General features: G+C 64.6%; 16 protein-coding genes. 7 read left to right on the plus strand and 9 right to left on the minus strand.

Annotation, left to right across the window (positions count from 1 at the left end; translation table 11 throughout):
• Positions 1-44 precede the first annotated feature (44 nt).
• Positions 45-1,784: a PHA/PHB synthase family protein gene (locus SUTH_RS13165; RefSeq protein WP_041099836.1), complete on the minus strand. Its 1,740-nt coding sequence runs from the start codon at positions 1,782-1,784 to the stop codon at positions 45-47.
• Between the two features lie 90 nt (positions 1,785-1,874).
• On the opposite strand from SUTH_RS13165, the gene SUTH_RS13170 reads away from it, so the two are divergent.
• Positions 1,875-2,102: a hypothetical protein gene (locus SUTH_RS13170; RefSeq protein ID WP_041099838.1), complete on the plus strand. Its 228-nt coding sequence runs from the start codon at positions 1,875-1,877 to the stop codon at positions 2,100-2,102.
• Here SUTH_RS13170 and SUTH_RS13175 read toward each other — a convergent pair.
• The 3 genes from SUTH_RS13175 to SUTH_RS13185 are packed head-to-tail and all read right to left on the minus strand — an operon-like array spanning position 2,034 to position 4,588.
• Complete coding sequence (locus SUTH_RS13175; protein WP_041099840.1) at positions 2,034-2,837, minus strand: ZIP family metal transporter; 804 nt, start codon at positions 2,835-2,837, stop codon at positions 2,034-2,036. The genes SUTH_RS13170 and SUTH_RS13175 overlap by 69 nt on opposite strands.
• A 19-nt stretch (positions 2,838-2,856) precedes the next feature.
• Positions 2,857-3,582: a peptidoglycan editing factor PgeF gene (gene pgeF, locus SUTH_RS13180; protein ID WP_408054953.1), complete on the minus strand. Its 726-nt coding sequence runs from the start codon at positions 3,580-3,582 to the stop codon at positions 2,857-2,859.
• Complete coding sequence (locus SUTH_RS13185; protein WP_041099843.1) at positions 3,575-4,588, minus strand: RluA family pseudouridine synthase; 1,014 nt, start codon at positions 4,586-4,588, stop codon at positions 3,575-3,577. The genes pgeF and SUTH_RS13185 overlap by 8 nt, the downstream gene beginning before the upstream one ends.
• Between SUTH_RS13185 and SUTH_RS13190 the strand changes: the two genes are divergently transcribed.
• From SUTH_RS13190 to SUTH_RS13215, 6 genes are all read left to right on the plus strand, one after another.
• The gene (locus SUTH_RS13190; protein WP_084207402.1) at positions 4,587-5,420 is read left to right on the plus strand and encodes an outer membrane protein assembly factor BamD; all 834 of its coding nucleotides are present in this window, start codon (positions 4,587-4,589) and stop codon (positions 5,418-5,420) included. The genes SUTH_RS13185 and SUTH_RS13190 overlap by 2 nt on opposite strands.
• 66 nt (positions 5,421-5,486) lie before the next feature.
• Positions 5,487-7,025: a 3-hydroxyacyl-CoA dehydrogenase gene (locus tag SUTH_RS13195; protein WP_041099845.1), complete on the plus strand. Its 1,539-nt coding sequence runs from the start codon at positions 5,487-5,489 to the stop codon at positions 7,023-7,025.
• Between the two features lie 2 nt (positions 7,026-7,027).
• Entirely contained in the window at positions 7,028-7,474 is a 447-nt protein-coding gene (locus SUTH_RS13200; protein WP_041099848.1) for an acyl-CoA thioesterase, read from the plus strand.
• 321 nt (positions 7,475-7,795) lie between these two features.
• Complete coding sequence (locus SUTH_RS13205; protein ID WP_052473632.1) at positions 7,796-8,992, plus strand: ABC transporter substrate-binding protein; 1,197 nt, start codon at positions 7,796-7,798, stop codon at positions 8,990-8,992.
• 11 nt (positions 8,993-9,003) lie between these two features.
• A complete protein-coding gene (locus SUTH_RS18595) occupies positions 9,004-11,538 on the plus strand; it encodes an ATP-binding protein (RefSeq protein ID WP_052473633.1) in 2,535 nt (844 codons plus the stop codon).
• Positions 11,535-12,728: a hybrid sensor histidine kinase/response regulator gene (locus tag SUTH_RS13215; protein WP_052473634.1), complete on the plus strand. Its 1,194-nt coding sequence runs from the start codon at positions 11,535-11,537 to the stop codon at positions 12,726-12,728. Before SUTH_RS18595 ends, SUTH_RS13215 begins: the two co-directional genes overlap by 4 nt.
• Positions 12,729-12,850: 122 nt before the next feature.
• On the opposite strand, the gene rlmB is transcribed toward SUTH_RS13215, so the two are convergent.
• The 5 genes from rlmB to SUTH_RS13240 all read right to left on the minus strand — a co-directional run bounded on the left by rlmB (position 12,851) and on the right by SUTH_RS13240 (position 17,834).
• Positions 12,851-13,588, minus strand: a complete 738-nt coding sequence (gene rlmB, locus SUTH_RS13220; RefSeq protein ID WP_041099850.1) for a 23S rRNA (guanosine(2251)-2'-O)-methyltransferase RlmB — start codon at positions 13,586-13,588, stop codon at positions 12,851-12,853.
• A complete protein-coding gene (locus tag SUTH_RS13225) occupies positions 13,585-14,856 on the minus strand; it encodes a mechanosensitive ion channel family protein (protein ID WP_041099852.1) in 1,272 nt (423 codons plus the stop codon). The genes rlmB and SUTH_RS13225 overlap by 4 nt, the downstream gene beginning before the upstream one ends.
• A 1-nt stretch (position 14,857) precedes the next feature.
• Positions 14,858-15,397, minus strand: a complete 540-nt coding sequence (locus SUTH_RS13230; protein ID WP_197539591.1) for a phospholipase D family nuclease — start codon at positions 15,395-15,397, stop codon at positions 14,858-14,860.
• 77 nt (positions 15,398-15,474) lie between these two features.
• The gene (locus SUTH_RS13235; protein ID WP_041099854.1) at positions 15,475-16,875 is read right to left on the minus strand and encodes an RsmB/NOP family class I SAM-dependent RNA methyltransferase; all 1,401 of its coding nucleotides are present in this window, start codon (positions 16,873-16,875) and stop codon (positions 15,475-15,477) included.
• Positions 16,872-17,834, minus strand: a complete 963-nt coding sequence (locus tag SUTH_RS13240; protein ID WP_041099856.1) for a DUF3108 domain-containing protein — start codon at positions 17,832-17,834, stop codon at positions 16,872-16,874. Before SUTH_RS13240 ends, SUTH_RS13235 begins: the two co-directional genes overlap by 4 nt.
• Positions 17,835-17,836: the final 2 nt, after the last annotated feature.

The raw sequence follows: 17,836 nt of genomic DNA on the forward strand, positions 1-17,836 counted from the left end.
TTGCCAGACCGGAAGCGGCGCCCCGCGCCGACATCCGTTTTTGATTATGCCTTTTCCTTCACGTAACGCCCGGGAGCCGGCTCGCCGGGCGGACAGGCCTTGCTGCCGAGCTTTCCACGCGCCGGGACTTCCTTGCCGCCGTGGCTCTTGAGCCACTTCGCCCACACCGGCCACCAGCTGCCGGGCTGCTCGGTCGCGGTCTCGAACCATTCATCGGCATTGGCGGTCTTGCTGTCGTTGACCCAGTAGTTGCGCTTGTTCTTGGTCGCCGGATTGATGACGCCGGCAATGTGTCCCGAAGCACCGAGGACAAAGGTGGTTTCGCCGCCGAGCAGGCTGCGCGTCTGGTAGGAGGTCTTCCACGGCACGATGTGGTCTTCGCGGCTGGCGTAGAGGAAGGCGGGCATGTCCACCCGTCCGAGGTCTGCCTTGACGCCGCACATCTCCAGCTTGCCGGGTACCCGCAGGTTGTTTTCGAGATACAGGTTGCGCAGATACCAGGCGAGGAAGGGGCCGGGCAGGTTGGTCGCGTCGGCGTTCCAGTAGAGCAGGTCGAAAGCCGGCGGCGTGTTGCCCTTGAGGTAATTGCCGACCACGTACTGCCAGATCAGGTCGTTGGCGCGCAGCGCCGAAAACACCGTGGCGAGTTCGCTGCCGCGCAACAGGCCGCCCTTGCCGATGGTGGCTTCGCGCGCCTGCACCGCTTTCTCGTCGACGAAATAGCCGATCTCGCCGGTGTCGGAAAAATCCAGCAGCGTGGTCAGCAGCGTGAGCGACGCGACCGGGTTTTCGCCGCGTATGCGCGCCACGGATAGCGCGGCGCCGAGGATGGTGCCGCCGACGCAGAAGCCCAGCGCGTTGATCTGCTTCACCTTGCAGATGTCCTGCACGGTCTTGATCGCGGTCAGCGCGCCCTTCTCGATGTAGTCGTCCCAGGTCAGGTGCCCGCAATCGGCCTGCACGTTGCGCCAGGAAACCAGGAACACCGTGTTGCCCTGCTCCACCGCATAGCGCACCAGCGAATTTTCGGGTTGCAGGTCGAGGATGTAGTACTTGTTGATGCAGGGCGGCACCATCAGGAAGGGCCGCTCCGAAACCTTTTCGGTCGTCGGCGAATACTGGATCAGCTGCATCAGCTCGTTTTCGAACACCACCGCGCCGGGCGTAACGGCCAGATTGCGGCCGACTTCGAAGGCGCTGTCGTCGGTCATCGAGATGCGGCCCTTGTCGAGGTCGCCGAGCAGGTTCTGGATGCCCTTCTGGATGCTTTCGCCCTTGGTTTCAAGAGCCTTCTTGACGAACTCCGGATTGGTGGCGAGGAAATTGGACGGCGCCATCGCGTCCACCATCTGCCGCGTCATGAAGCGCATGCGGTTCTTCGCCTGGCCGTCGGTCACGGGGGCCGCTTCGGCCATGCGCTTCATGTACTCGGCGTTGATCAGGTAGGCCTGGCGCAGGTAGTCATAGACCGGGCTCTCGGCCCAGGCCGGATGATCGAAGCGCTTGTCGCCGGGTGCGGGGCTCGCGACCTGGGGGGCCGGCTGGTCGGGTGCCTTGCCCAGCATGCCTTGCCAGAGCTTGGCGTGACGCTCCATCCACTCCTGCTGCAAGGCCTTCATCGCTTCCGACTCGGCGGCCCACGCCGCTGGATTGGTACCGGCGGGCGCCGCCGCGGACAGCTGCTGTTGCTGCTCGGCGAGGAACTTGTTGAATCCTTGCGCCATGGCACCGCCAGCCTGAAACATGGCTTGCAGCGCGGCATTCTGATCGGGGGTTGAGGGCATCCGGAGCTCCTGGAAACGGATTCGATTTTGCACTGCACAATTTGCGGTGTCAAGCAAGGCAAACGCCTTCCTTGTCCGTAGAATCGGCCCATGTATGTAATCGCAATCGGGTGGCTCTACGTCACCCTGCTGATGGCGGCCACGGAAGAGAATCTTACCGCCGGCGTGTTGACGTTTGTCTTCTACGGCCTTGCGCCGCTGGCCCTGCTGCTCTGGCTGTTCGGCACGCCGCAGCGCAGGCGCAAGCGCCTAGCCCGCGAGATGGTCGACGACGTGGTGGGTCAGGACGATGGTGCCGATGCCCGCCGCGATCAATAGCACCTGCTGCACCGTGGCGCGGATTTCTGTGCGCTTGTGCAGGCCCGGAATCAGATCGGCCACGGCGACGTAGATCATGCTCGCCGCCGCCAGCGCCAGCAGCACCGGCACGGCGCTCTGCACCTGGCCCAGCGCCACATAGGCCAGCAGCGCGCCGACCAGCGTCGCCAGGCTCGACAGGAGGTTGAAGGCCAGGGCACGGCCCCTCGAATAACCCGAATGCAGCAGGATCACGAAGTCGCCCACTTCCTGCGGAATCTCGTGGGCGATCATCGCCAGCGCGGTGACAATGCCCAGGCGCACGTCTTCCATGAAGGCCGCCGCGATCAACACGCCATCGACAAAGTTGTGGAAGGTGTCGCCGACCAGGATCATCAGTCCGCTGCGGCCGTGGTCGTGGGCATCGTGATGCCCGTGGCCGTGCACATGCACCACCGGTTCGTGCCCTTCGCAGGCCTCGATGTGGCAATGGCGCCAGAGCACCAGCTTTTCCAGGACAAAGAAGGCCAGGATGCCGCCCAGCACCGTCGCCGTGGTGGTCGCCGCATCGCCGCTGGCGGTAATGGCATGCGGCAGCACTTCGAGGAAAGACGCGCCGAGCAGTGCGCCGATGGCATAGCTGATCAGCAGCGACACCCACTGCACCCGCGCCGTCAGCGCGAATGCCGCGGCGGCGAGAACGCTGAGCGCGCCGCCGACCAGCGACATGAGAATGATCCAGGAAAGTACCGACATGGGCCGGGGATTATAGGTGCTATTCCAGCCAGATCAGGCTGGCCATGCGCCCGGTAACGCCGTCGCGGCGATAGGAAAAGAATTGCTCTGCGCTACCCACGGTACATAAGTCGGCGCTGGCGGTACGGCGAATCCCCAGCGCATTGAGTCGCTGCCGCGCCAATTGGCAAATGTCGCACAGCCACTTTCCTTCGGTAGCCGGCTTGAACGCACTCACCGCCTGCGCATCGTGAGCGATGAACTGATCGCGAACCTCGCCGCCGACTTCGAAGGCCTGCGGCCCGATCGCGGGGCCGAGCCACGCCATCAAACGCTCACCCGGCTCGCCCATCGCGGCCACCGTCGCTTCAATCACGCCGGCCGCGAGTCCGCGCCAGCCGGCGTGCGCGATGCCGACCACGCTCGCCTGATCGTCGCAGAGCAGCACCGGCAGGCAATCGGCGGTGAGCACGGCGCAGACCACGCCGCGCTCCCGGGTGAAGCTGGCATCGGCTTCGACGCCGGGCGCAGCCGTTGCCGCATCGACGCAGCGCGTGCCATGCACCTGGGTCAGCCACAACGGCTCGGCGGGCAATTCGCGGCGCAGCAGCGCGCGGTTCGCCGCCACGGCGGCGGGGTCGTCGCCGACATGGTCGCCGAGATTGAAACCGTGCCACGGCGCGCCGCTCATGCCGCCATTGCGCGTCGTCGCCAGCGCGCGCACGCCTTGCGGCGCGGGCCACTCGGGAAGAATGAAGCTAGCCACGCCGCAACTCATCCAGAAGCTGCGAAAAATCGGCCGGCAGCGGCGATTCCCAGGCCATTTCCGCGCCGGTTGCCGGATGCACCAGGGCCAGCCGCCAGGCATGCAGCGCCTGACGCGGAAACGCATCGAGCCGCGCATCGCCGCTCTTCGTTTTGCCATACGTGGCATCGCCGGCCAGGGGATGCTTGATCGACGCCAGATGGACGCGGATCTGGTGTGTGCGCCCGGTCTCCAGCCGGCATTCGAGCAGCGTCGCTTTGGCGAAGCGTTCGAGCACCGCATAGTGCGTGCGCGCCTCCTTGCCGCCGGCGCGCACGATGGCCATCTTGGTGCGCTGCACGGCATGGCGCCCGAGAGGCGCATCGACGGTGCCGTCGCGCTCGACCGTGCCCAGCGCCAGGGCGAGGTAATGCCGCTTCACCGAACGCGCCTGCATCTGGCGCACCAGGTCGGTCTGCGCAGTCAGTGTCTTCGCCACCACCAGCAGGCCGCTGGTGTCCTTGTCGAGCCGATGCACGATGCCGGCGCGGGGGATGCCGGCGAGTTGCGGCGCGTGGTGCAACAGCGCGTTCATCATGGTGCCCGAGGCGTTGCCGTTGCCCGGGTGCACCACCAGGCCGGCCGGCTTGTCGATCACGATCAGGTGTTCGTCCTCGAACACCACGACGAGCCCGATGTCCTCGGCGGCGTTGGCAAGAGTTATGTGTCCGGCGAAGCCGGACACGGTATCCCCTGCGGACGGCGCTGGCGCGACGGCAATGTCGGCATCGAAATCGATGCGCTCGCCGCCATACACCTTGCGTTTCCCCTCCGCCGCGCCGCCGTCGAGGCGGATCAGCCCGGCCTTGAGCCAGCCTTGCAGGCGGCTGCGCGAGTGTTCGGGAAAGAGTGTGGCCAGCGTCGCGTCGAGGCGCCAGCCGGCGCAGTCCGCGGGGACCTGGACCGTCCGGGGCGGGCAGGGGCTTCGGCTATAATCGACCGGATGTTCATGCGAGGTTTTCACCATGCGTAGTTTAGCGGCATTCCTGCGGGCGCTCGCCCCCATTCTGGTCATCGGTGCCAGCCTCGGCACGACCCTGCTTGGCGGTTGCGGCCTGCTGCCCGACGAGATCGACGAAACCTCCGGCTGGTCGCCCAACAGGCTCTACAGCGAGGCCAAAAGCTCCATGGCCGACGGCGCCTACGACAAGGCCATCAAGTATTTCGAAAAGCTCGAAGCGCGCTTCCCCTACGGCCGCTATGCGCAGCAGGCGCAGCTCGAAGTTGCCTACGCCTATTTCCGCCAGCAGGAACCGGCCTCCGCCATTGCCGCCTGCGACCGCTTCATCCGCCTGCATCCGAACCATCCCAACGTCGACTACGCCTACTACCTGAAGGGCCTCGCCAACTTCAACGAAGACCTCGGCCTGCTCGGCTACGTCAGCATGCAGGACCTCACCGAGCGCGACCCCAAGGCGGCGCGCGATTCCTTCGATGCCTTCAAGGTGCTGGTCAACAAATACCCCGAGAGCAAATACACGCCCGACGCCACGGCGCGCATGAAGTACCTGGTCAATGCGCTGGCTTCGCACGAAGTGCATGTCGCCCGCTACTACATGAAGCGCGAAGCCTATGTCGCCGCGGTGAATCGCGCGCAGACCGCGATCAAGACCTACCCCGACGCGCCGGCCAACGAGGAGGCGCTGTTCATCATGATCAAGGCCTACGACAAGCTGGGCATGAACGACCTGCGCGACGATACCGAACGCGTCATGCGCAAGAATTTCCCCAAGAGCGAGTACTACGCACGCGGCCTCAACCGCGCCGAGCCGTGGTGGAAGGCTCTGGTAGGTCGCTGAGCGGCCCTCCCGGCCCGGCCGGCATCGCAGCCACGCCGGGCGCATCAACTCCCAGGAGAACTCGTCATGCCCGTCGACATCCAGTCGCCTTCCCTGTGCATCGGCATCGTCGGCACCGGCGCCATGGGCCGCGGCATTGCCCAGATCGCTGCGCAGGCCGGCATCCGCGTGCTGCTGTTCGACGCGCTGCACGGCGCGGCGACCAGCGCGCGCGAAACGGTGATCGCCACGCTGGGCAAGCTCGCCGAAAAGGGCAAGATCTCCGCCGAGGCGCTCGCCGCCGCATCGGCCAAACTTGAAGTCGTGCCCAAACTGGACGCCATGGCGTCGGCGCAGGTCGTCGTCGAGGCCATCGTCGAAAACCTCGACGTCAAGAAAGCCCTGTTCCAGCAGCTGGAAGACATCATCGCCGCGGACTGCATACTCGCCACCAATACCTCGTCGCTCTCGGTGACTTCGATTGCCGCCGCCTGCAAACGCCCCGAGCGCGTCGGCGGCTTCCACTTCTTCAACCCCGTGCCGCTGATGAAAATCGTCGAGGTCATCGACGGCCTGGTCACCGCGCCCTGGGTGTCGGAAGCACTGCTGGCGCTGGGTCGCCGCATGGGCCACACCGCGGTCGGCGCCCGCGACACGCCGGGCTTCATCGTCAATCATGCCGGGCGCGGCTTCGTCACCGAAGCGCTGCGCGTCCTCGGCGAAAGCGTCGCCGAATTCCACGAAATCGACCGCATCATGCGCGAGGCCGCCGGCTTCCGCATGGGACCCTTCGAACTGCTTGACCTCACCGGGCTCGACGTCTCGCAGCCGGTCATGGAATCGATCTACAACCAGTACTACCAGGAACCGCGCTACCGGCCCTCGGCAATCGCCGCGCAACGGCTGGCGGGTGGACTGCTGGGGCGCAAGACCGGGCGCGGCTTTTATGCCTACGCCAACGGCACCGCCGCGGCGATGCCCGTGGCATCGGTGCCGGCCGGTAAACCCGCCAGCGTCTGGATCAGCCAGACCCATCCGGAATGGGCCGAGGTTCTGCGCGACATCGTGGCCGCCGCCGGCGTAACGGTCGAGATCGACCACGATCCCGGCCCCGAGGCCCTATGCATCGTCACCCCGCTGGGCGGCGACGCCACCACCAGCTGCCTGATGCAGGGGCTCGACCCGCAACGCACGGTGGCCATCGACGGCCTGTTCGGACTCGCCGCCGGCACAACGAAACGGCGCACCCTGATGACCACGCCGCTGACCACGGCCGCCATGCGCGATGCCGCGCACGCCCTGTTTGCCGTCGACGGCACCGCCGTCAGCGTGATCCGCGACAGTGCCGGCTTCGTCGCCCAGCGCATCGTCGCCTGCATCGTCAACATCGGTTGCGACATCGCCCAGCAGCGCGTCGCCAGCCCGGCCGACATCGACCGCGCGGTGAGCCTCGGCCTGGGCTATCCCAGGGGGCCGCTGGCATTCGGCGACGCATTGGGCGCGAGGAACGTGCTGGCCGTGCTGGAAAACATGCAGCAGTTCTACGGCGACCCGCGTTACCGCCCCAGTCCCTGGCTCAAGCGCCGCGCCCTGCTCGGCGTGTCGCTGCTCACCGAGGAGACCTGAAGATGCACGCACCGTCCGAACTCGCCGCCTTCCGCCTGCGCCACACCCTGCGCGTGCGCTGGGCCGAAGTCGATCCGCAGAACATCGTCTTCAACGGCCACTACCTGAGCTACTTCGACATCGGCATCACCGAATACTGGCGCGCCATCGGCCTGCCCTACCCGGAAGGCATTGCCGGCACCGGCGGCGACCTGTTCGCGGTGCGCAGCGTGATCAACTACCACGCCTCGGCGCGCTACGACGAGTTCATCGACATCTGCGCGCGCGCCGCCAAGCTGGGCAACTCCAGCATGACCTTCGAAATGGCCATCTTCCGCGACGGCGAACGCCTGGTCAGCGGCGAGATGGTCTATGTCAATGCCGATCCGGAAACAAAAAAATCGCGCCCGCTGCCGGAGAAGCTGCGCAAGGCGATCGAGGCCTGGGAAGCGGGTAAAGCTGTCGCCTGAGTTTCGTCGCATCCCGAAAGTCGGCGCTGATGAAACAACTGCGCTACAAGGCGGCCGAGCAAAAGACGCTCTGATCAAGCCCCTGCGCAGCAGGGCGGTCGAGCAAAATGCGCTCTCCTCGCCGCTGCGGATCCTCGCCGTAGCGGATGGCGGGACGGCGCCGCAATTCGCTTGCTCGCCGGTTGATCTGAATCAGTTCCGCAGTGCATCAATCTGGATATCCTGTTAATTTGGGCGGTCTTCAACGGCGACCGTGGAGCAAGGCGCGCGCCATCGGGATTCAATCCGGTAGCTTCAATCCAAACCGTGGAGCAATTTGTCATGACAGGCCGATCCCGTTTCAGAGCCCTCATCCTTTTCGTAATCTTTATCGCCGCGCGTGCCACGGCGTTCGCGGCGGGAAATATCAAGATTGCGATCGACGCCGAATTCGGCATCCCCCACAGCACGTCAGCCCAGGCGGTTCGCACTGGTGCTCAAGTGGCCGTCAATGAGATCAATTCCGCGGGCGGTGTGCTGGGACGCAAGCTGGAAATAATCGAGCGGGATAACCGTGCGGTTCCTGCGCGCTCTCTGAACAATATCCGGGAGCTTGCGGCCGACCCTGATGTCGTCGCCGTAATGTGCGGCCGCTACAGTCCGGTCGTGGTCGAATTGCTGCCTGAGATCCACCGCCTCAAAATGCCGATGCTGGACCCATGGGCGGCTGCCGATCCGATTACCGAGAACGACTATTCGCCCAACTATGTGTTTCGCCTGTCGCTGAGGGATTCATGGGCTCTACAGGTAATGATGCGTCACGCCCTCAAGATGGGGATTCGCAAGGTCGGCATTCTTCTGCCCAATACGGAGTGGGGACGCAGCAGTCTGAAGGCTGCCGAAAAAACGGCGACCACGGACACGCACCAGGAAATTGCAGCCACTCAATGGTACAACTGGGGGGACTCGGGAACAATCATGGCTGAACGCTATGACGCGGTGCGCAAAACGGGGGCGGAAGCGCTCATATTCGTCGCCAACGACCGGGAAGCCGTAATTCTGACCAGGGAAATGTCCAGGATGCCGAAGGAACAACGCTTGCCGATCATCGCGCACTGGGGCCTGACGGGGGGGCAGTTCTTCGAGCAATCCGGGACGGCCTTGAAGGCCATTGACCTGACGGTCGTGCAAACCTACTCCTTCCTGGGCAAGTCCGATCCGATCGCAAGGCGCGTCCTGACCGGCTTGAAATCAGTCACCGGAAGCGACGATCCTCGCAAGGTGGTTTCACCGGTGGGTGTCGCGCATGCCTACGATTTGGTGCATCTGCTGGCCAGGGCCATCAAACAGGCCAGGAGTACGGATCGACAGGCAGTACGCAACGCCATGGAAAATCTCGGTCCATACCAGGGGCTCGTGCGGCAACTCGACAAGCCATTTACCGCAAAGCGCCACGATGCGCTCACCGTCAATGAAGCATTCATGGCGCGGTTCGCCGATGATGGCGCCATCGAGCCCGTCATCAAGATCAGGCACTGAACGGCTCTTCCGTGAACCTCAAGGCATTGCGGCAATGGAACGATCGCAGTCTTGCAAATTCGTTTGCGCTGCGTGCGGGGCTGATTGCCATTGGCAGCAGCCTGGTGGTCGCACTGATTTCACTGATTGTGATCTTCTCGGTCGAACACGCCACGCTCCGGTCAAGCCTCCAGGAAAAAGCCTGGCGACTGGCGGAGCGCGTTGAAGGAACGATCAATACGGTCGAGAGTGCCGTGATCGATCTTTCAAGGAATCCGATGTTCACCACGGCCCTCCTCGATTCAAAGGGGCGCGACACCTACGTCGTCCCTTTTCTTGAGAACTACAGGTTTCCCGTCTCCGCGAGCAGCGGATTGGCCCTGTGTGACATCAATGGCCAGCGCCTGGCTGGAATGCGGACCGCACTATCAGACTGCCGCGCAAGTTCGCCATTATTCAAAGAGGTCATCGCCACCGGAAGGACTCAGAGGGAATTGGTGACGCACGAGAATGGACATCTTTCATGGACTATCTATCAAGGGGTCGTCTTCACTTACACCAGTACCGTTGAAGGTGTCGTGGTAACCCAGCTTGATCTGAATGAGGTCTTGCGCGATGTTCCGAGAGACTTCGAGCTTGACGGAGTCGCGCTGCTGCGGACCGGTGATTTGGCCAACCTCGTTGACATAAATGTTAATGAAACACCCGGTGATGGTTCCGACACGGCGCGAACACGACTGTTCAAGAACAGGCCGGATGCCGTCCCATTTCCGATCGAGGTGGCGACCTATAAGCATCTATCCCCTTTTCAGGACAAGCTGATTCCTCTCGTCCTCGGCTATGGTTTGGGCAGTTTGTTGCTGGTGCTCCTGGTCGCGTTCTGGGCACGCCGGGTCTCGCAACAATTGATCGCGCCGTTGGCAAAATTGACGGATGCAGCACACGTCATCGCCGATTCGGGAGATCTGAGTATCGAAGTCCCGAGCGTTGAAACGGGCGAGGTGGGCCACCTCGCCAGCGCCTTCAATTTCATGATCAGGACGCTCCAGGCTTCCGAAGCAACGCTTGAGCGCAAAGTTGCGGAACGTACCGAGGCATTGAAAGAATCGCAGGCCGCGGCCGAAGCTGCCAATATTGCCAAGAGCCGCTTCCTGGCGACGATGAGCCACGAGATCCGCACCCCGATGAACGGAATTCTCGGCATGGCGCAACTGCTGCTGGCGCCGAAGCTCACGGATGCTGAACGCCTCGACTATGCGCGGACCGTCCTCGGTTCAGGGCAAACGCTGCTTGCCCTGCTCAACGACATTCTCGACCTGTCGAAAGTGGAAGCGGGCAAGATCGAGCTGGAGACAACGGCCTTCGATCCCGCGCAGATCATCCAGGAAACCATGGCCTTGTTCGTCCAGGCAGCGGACAACAAGGCGCTGCGACTCGAAAGCGACGGGTTCGATGCCAACGGCCAACGCTACCAGGGCGACCCGCAGCGCCTGCGCCAGATGTTGTCCAATCTGGTGGGTAATGCCATCAAGTTCACGGCGCGGGGTCATGTTCGCATCCGCGCACGCGAGGTTGATCGCAACATTCAGGGAGCGGTGCTCGAATTCAGTGTCGCCGACACCGGAATTGGCATAGCGGCAGACAAACAGGAGCTTCTGTTCAAGCCTTTCTCGCAAACCGACAGTTCAACCACGCGCCAATTCGGCGGTACGGGACTCGGTCTGTCGATCGTGTATGGCCTGGCCCGGTTGATGGGGGGTGACGTCGGCGTCGAGAGCGAAGCCGGACAAGGCTCGCGATTCTGGTTCCGCGTTCGTGTCCGTCCGGTGGTCGCAGGATCGGAAGCCATCGGCGAGCCGAAGGCGCAGGGCCACGAGCCACGCCACGTGGATTCACCCCCGCAATATTCAGGTCGGGTACTCGTCGTCGAAGATAACCTGACCAACCGCAAGGTCATCGAGGCCCTGCTGAAAAGGCTGGGCCTGGCCGTGGTTATAGCCGAAGACGGTCAGCGGGGTGTGGATGTGGTGACCAGCGGCGAGGCAATCGACCTGATCCTGATGGACCTGCAGATGCCGGTCATGAACGGCTATGTCGCGACCACGCGGATCAGGCAATGGGAGGCCGCGAAGGACCGACCACACCATGCGATCATTGCCCTGACGGCCGATGCCTTCGACGAAGATCGCCAGCGTTGCCTGGCGGCGGGTATGGATGACTTCCTTCCGAAGCCGATCGCATTCGATATGCTGATCGAAACGCTGGGCAAGTGGTTGCCTGCCAAACGGGAGGAACCGCTATTGATTCCCTCGTCCGCGCCGACGCGAAAAGCGGTTGATGTTGCCGACATCGTCGCCTTGTGGCGGGAACTTGAACCCTTGCTGGTCGAGAACAAGTTTGATGCGGTGAACCGGTTCAGAGCCCTGCAGCACGCCGTTGCGGAAACCGATGCAGCCGCCGAGATCGACGAGGTGGCGCGGCTGCTGGAGGAATTCCGTTTTGACGCCGCACATCAGCGCATGTGCAGCATAGTGACAGCCCACGGCTGGGAAGAAAAGGCATCATGAGCGACCCACGCCCCAAAATCCTGGTTATCGACGACACGCCGGCGAATCTGGGCACGCTCGGAGCGGCACTGGAATCCGACTTCGAATTGCAGATTGCGACTTCGGGCTCCATGGGACTCGCTCTGGCCCGGAAAACACTCCCCGATCTGATTCTGCTCGATGTGATGATGCCGGAGATGGATGGTTACGAAACCTGCCGGCGGATCATGGCCGACCCACATCTGCACATGATCCCGGTGATCTTTGTCACCGCACTGACGGACGATGAGGCCGAGAGTGCCGGGCTTGCCCGGGGTGCGGCGGACTACCTGACCAAGCCGATCAAGGTGAGCACCGCACGGCAGCGCATCCGCAACCTGCTGGAACGCGAGCGACTGCGCAAAGAAGTCGAGCAGCACCGCCATCATCTTGAGGAGCTCGTCCTCGCCCGCACTGCTGAACTTGTCACCGCCCGTGACGCCGCCGAAGCCGCCAACCGGGCCAAGACGATTTTCCTTGCGAACATGAGCCATGAACTGCGAACCCCCATGAACGGCATCATGGGCATGACCGATCTGGCGTTGCGCCGAATTACCGATCCCAGGGCAATCGATCAGCTTGGCAAGGCCAGGCAATCTGCCCAGCACCTGCTCTCCATCATCAACAATGTCCTTGACATCGCTTCGCTCGAAGCCGAGCAGCTGACGCTGGAGCCGGCCAACTTCACTCCAGGCAGTGTTCTCGCGAACATCCGGAGCCTGTTCGGCGAGGACGCAAAGGCAAAGGGGTTGGCGCTCATCATGGAGCTATCGCCGGAGCTGGACGATAAAACCGTTCGGGGCGATCCCGCAAGACTGGAACAGATACTTCAGAATCTGGTGGAGAATGCGATCAAATTCACCGCCCAGGGCAGTGTCAATGTCCGCATGTCGGCCGTATCGGAGACCCCGACAGACATTCTGCTTCGCTTCGAGGTTGCGGATACCGGCATCGGAATTTCACCCGAGGACAAGAATGGAATTTTCGAGGCTTTCGCGCAGGCAGACGGCTCCTCGACGCGAAAATATGGCGGAACGGGACTCGGACTGGTCATAAGCAGGCACCTGTCCGTACTGATGGGTGGTGCGATTGGCGTCGAGAGCCAGGCCGGCGCCGGAAGCTGTTTCTGGTTTACCGCGCTGTTGCACAAACCCGTCGGCCTGCCTGTTTAGCCGCAGGGTCCGCCGCTCTCGATGCCAGATGCGCGGACCTGCGACGGCGCCAGCCGCATGAGCACTTTCCAGCTTTTGAACGCCGTGCCGCCAGCGCCGACTTTCCCGACGGCGCGCAAGACTCACCTGCCCCGCTGCCGCCTTGCCTCGAACAGACAAATCCCGGCGGACACGGAAACGTTGAGGCTTTCGACGCTGCCGTGCATCGGAATCTTCGCCAGTTCGTCGCAGGTCTCGCGCGTCAGGCGGCGCATGCCGGCGCCTTCGGCGCCAAGCACCCAGGCGCAGGGGCCTTTCTGGTCGATGGCATAGAGTTCCTTGTCGGCCTCGCCCGCCGCCCCGATGACCCAGATGCCGCGTTCCTGCATCTCGCGCAAGGACCGCGCCAGGTTGGTGACGACGATATAGGGCACGGTGTCGGCGGCGCCGCTGGCAACCTTGATCACGGTCGCATTGAGGCCGCAGGCCTTGTCCTTGGGCGTCACCACCGCGTGCGCGCCGGCGGCATCCGCCACGCGCAGGCAGGCGCCGAGATTGTGCGGATCGGTGACGCCATCCAGCACCAGCAACAGGGGCGGTTCGGTAAGGCCGTCGAGCACGTCGTCCAGCGTCACATGCTTCGCCTGTGCGGCGACCTTCGCCACCACGCCCTGGTGCTGCGTGCCGCCGGCGAGGCCATCGAGCCGCTTGGCGTCGGAGAGGATGACGCGCACGCCGTGGGCTTCGGCCAGCTTCAGCAGCTCGCGCATGCGGCCGTCCTGGCGGCCCTCGGCGACGGTGATTTCCTTGACGTCGTCGGCGGCGTGGCGCAGCTTGGCGGTGATGGCATGGAAGCCGTGGATCAAGCGGGTGTCAGTCATTGCTGTGCTCCACCAAGAATTCGAATTTCGCGTTGCGGGAAGGGAATTGCGATACCGGCCTGCTTGAATTCGCGCCAGATGGCGAGATTGATGTCCGAGCGCAGGCCGCCGACGCCTTTCTCCTGGTCTTCGACCCAGAAACCTAGTTCGAGATTGATGCCCGAATCAGCGAATTCCCTGAGCAATACCGCCGGTTCCGGGTCGGCCAGCACGCGTGGCTGGGCGCGTGCCGCCGCCACCATGATGGCCATGGCGCGCTCCAGGTCGCTTTCGTAGCCGACCTGCACCGGCAGCGCGATGCGCACCCGCGGGCTGCTGTAGGACTGGTTCTGCACCACCGAGCCGACCAGCAGTTCGTTGGGCACCAGCGCCTCGACGCCGTCGAGGTTCTTCAGCACCGTGTAGCGCGTGGTGATGCGCGTCACTTCACCGCGGTCGTTGCCGACGGCGATGACATTGCCGATGCGGATGGAATCATCGAGCAGGATGATGAAGCCCGAGACATAGTTGCTGGCGATCTTTTGCAGGCCGAAACCGAGGCCGACACCGAGCGCGCCGCCGAACACGGAAAGCGTGGTGAGGTCGATGCCGACCATCGGCAGGCCGATCAGCACCGCCAGCAAGATCAGCAGCGCCTTGGACAGCCGGACGAAGACCGCCCGCAGGTTGTTGTCGAGCCCGGCGGCGGCGTTCAGCCGTGCCTCGATCATGCTCGACAGCCAGAGCGCGACCAGCAGCGTCGCCAGCACCGCGACGACGCCCTGCAGCACGTTCCACAGCGTCAGCTTCTGCTTGCCGGCGCTGAATTTGACCGACTCCAGCACCTCGATTGCCTCGGGCAGCAGGCCGGTGATGTGCAAGGCGACGATGCCCCACACCAGCCCGGCGAAGATGCGCTCGAACTGGCCGAGCCAGGTGGCGCCGATGAAGCTGACGCGCAGCACATAGAACACCACGCGAATCACCGCCAGCGACGACAGCAGCGGCAGCGCGAGCGACAACAGGCTGACGTGCACCCACTGCTGTGCAACGGGGCGCGCCAGCAGCACCAGCACCAGCGCCAGCAGCGGAAAGGCGATCCGTTTCAGTCCGCCATGGCCGAGCTCCCATGCCCGCCCGGCGGCGACGTGGCGGGCGCGCACCAGGCGCTCGCCCAGCTTGGCCAGCAGCAGGCAGCCCGCCAGCACCAGCAGTTGCCAGACCAGGTCGGGCTGGCGCAGATCGGCAAGAACGCCGCGCCAGAGGCTGGCCAGTTCGTGTTCGCTCATCTCAGTTCGTTCCGCTCATTTTTTCGGCCTGCTCGCGATGTCGTTGCCAGTTGTCCAGATAGCGCCGCACCAGCGCCGGATTGTCGCGCAGGATCAGCAGGTTCTCGGCATTGCGCGCCTGCGCCGACCAGGTGAAATTGTAGCTGCCGGTGATGACGAATCCGTTTGCGGCGAGCGCGTCGATCAGCAGCACCTTGTTGTGCGCCGAGGCATAGCGGGTTTCCAGCCAGACCGGAATGCCACCCTCGCGCAGCAGCGGCAGCAGGGACTTGTCGCTCTTTTCCAGCATCTCGCGGTCGGCGAGGATTTCCACCGCCACGCCACGCGCCTTCGCCTCCTGCAGCGCCCTGGCGATCGAGCGGCTGGTGAGCAGGTAGGCCTGCACATGGATGCTCTTTCGCGCTTCGCCCAGCGCGCGCACGATGGCGCCCTCGGCATCGTCCCAGGGCGTGAACAGCACTTCGACCGTGCCCGTCGCCGGCAGCGGCGCGGCGCCGGCGCTGGCGCTGAAAGGCAGCGCCAGCGCCAGCGCAATTAACAACGACCATCCCCCCAGCCCCCTTCCCGTGGAAGGGGGGGGCCTCGGTTCGCGGCCTGCGGCCGCTCCGTGTTGCACGATCACTTGGCGCGTTCCAGCACTGCCGCATAGAAGGCATCCGTGCCGTGCTGCTGCGGCGACAGGCGCATGTCTTCGCCGCAATCGATGACGATGCCCTGCGCCGCGAGAATCTCCTGCGCCGAGAGGCGATGGAAATCGGCATGCGCGGCGAGGAAGGCATCGACAATGGCTTCGTTCTCTTCGGCGAGGATGCTGCAGGTGGCATACACCAGCCGGCCGCCGGGCCGCAGCAGCTTCGCCGCGGCGGCGAGGATGGCGGCCTGCTTGGCGCTCAGTTCATCGACGCTCTGCGGCGACTGCCGCCACTTGAGGTCGGGGTTGCGGCGCAGCGTGCCCAGCCCCGAGCATGGCGCATCGACCAGCACGCGGTCGACCTTGCCCTGCAGCCGCTTCACCCGCGTGTCGTTCTCGCCGGAAAGGCAGGCCGGATGCACGTTCGACAGCCCCGCTCGCGCTGCGCGCGGCTTGAGTTTCGCCAGCCGCTTGTCGGATACGTCAAACGCATACAGCCGCCCGGTGGAACGCATCAGCGCACCGAGGATCAGTGTCTTGCCGCCAGCGCCGGCGCAGAAATCCACCACCATTTCGCTGCGCTTGGGCGCCAGCAGCAAGCCGAGCAGCTGCGAGCCCTCGTCCTGCACTTCGATGCTGCCGTCGAGGTAGGCCGGATGCTTTGCCAGGTAGGGCTTGGTCTTGAGGCGCAGCCCCAGCGGCGAATACGGGCAGGGCGTGGCGGCAATGTTGTCGGCGGCGAGGCGCTTGATCACGTCTTCGCGCTCGGCCTTCAGCGTATTCACGCGCAGGTCGAGCGGCGCCGGCGTGTTCAGCGCGCGGGCCAGCGCCAACAGTTCCTCGGCCGGCATGCGCGGCGCCAGGCGCTCGACCAGCCAGTCGGGAAAATCCAGTTGTTCGGCCAGCGTCAGTTCCGGTTCCGGCTGGCGCCGGATCTCCGCCAACCACTCGGCTTCGCCGGGCATCAGGGCGTTTTCGAGCTGGCGCTGCGACATGCCGCGCACACGCGACAGCGACAGCAGCACCAGCTCGCGAGGAGAAATGCGACGCGCGCCGGGGGTCTTCGGCGCACGCTTCGGCGTCGCACCTGGCGCGAGAAACGAGGGCTCGAGGTTTGGCCCGCAGGCGGCCAACCGTTCCAGCAAACGCTTCCTGCGCAGCACCGCATAGGCGGTTTCGGCGATGAAGGCGCGGTCCTTCGCGCCGCTCTTGCGCGCGCGGAAGAAGGCCGAGAGCGCGGCATCGGCCGGCTGGTTGAAGGTGAGCAATTGCGCGGTGGCGGCCACCGCGGCGTTCAGCAGGTCGGCGGCAAGGCCGTCCGCCGTCGGTGCTTCGCTGCCGGCCGGCTTCTGCCCCCGGTCGTCTGTTCTCTGTCTTCTGGCAATCATTGGGTCTCCCGTGGGTCGATGTCTTGCGCGAGCTGATCGAAGATTTCGCCCTTGCGGTCTGTGAAACGGATTTTCAGCGGCAGGCCGCGCATGTCGGCGGCTATCCACAGTTCAATGGTGTCATTTCCGCTGCGCGTCCTCAAGCGCATTGCCCGGCGCTCGCCCGACGGCAACGCGACGGCTTCCTCGCCGAGGACTTCGAAGCGGTAGTTCTCCAGTTTGCGCCCGGTGGCGATGGGCATCTCCAGCGCGCCGCCCTTCGGCGCCAGCAGCACCAACTGGTAATACATCGAGAGCATGTCCTGCGCGCCGGCGGCGATCGCGTCTTCGCGTCCGGCATAGGCGACCACGCGGCGCGTCCAGTCGAAGCTCGCGGTATCCAGTCCATTGACGCGCTCATGGCGGAACTCGCGCGGTGTCAGGCCGTCCGCCGTCACGTCGCCCTGGCTGCTCTGGACCACGCGCGCCGGCTTGAACACGGCGGCCAGCCCGGTGGTCTCGGTTACGCTTTGCAGCTTGTAGGTGAGACCGTCGTGTTCCCACGTGTGGGTGGCTTGGCCGACGACGAAGCCGCCTTCGCCGCGCGTGATGGTGTAGCGTACCCGCCCCTTGCCCGGCAGCGCGATGCTGGCCGGAGTCGGCGCTGGCGGGACGGCGACTGGTGGCGGAGCCTCGACCGGCAGCACCGCCTGGGGCGCTGGCTGGGGCACCCCAGCGGCGGGCGCATCGGCCACGACCGGGGATGTCGCCGCGGGCTGCCGGCGCGGCTTTTCCGTCGGCGGCTTTGGTGCCGGCCTGGCGACGGCTACAGCCTCCTGCGGGAGCGGCGGCCTGGCCAGCACCGCTTCGATGGTCGGCGGCGGCTCATTGTCGTGGGTGCCGGGCAACGCCCAGCCCGGCCCCAGCAGCGCGGCGGCATGGATCAGGGCTGAGGCGGCGAGCGCCAGGACGAAGGGCATGT

The organism is Sulfuritalea hydrogenivorans sk43H (assembly GCF_000828635.1).
GTDB lineage: Bacteria > Pseudomonadota > Gammaproteobacteria > Burkholderiales > Rhodocyclaceae > Sulfuritalea > Sulfuritalea hydrogenivorans.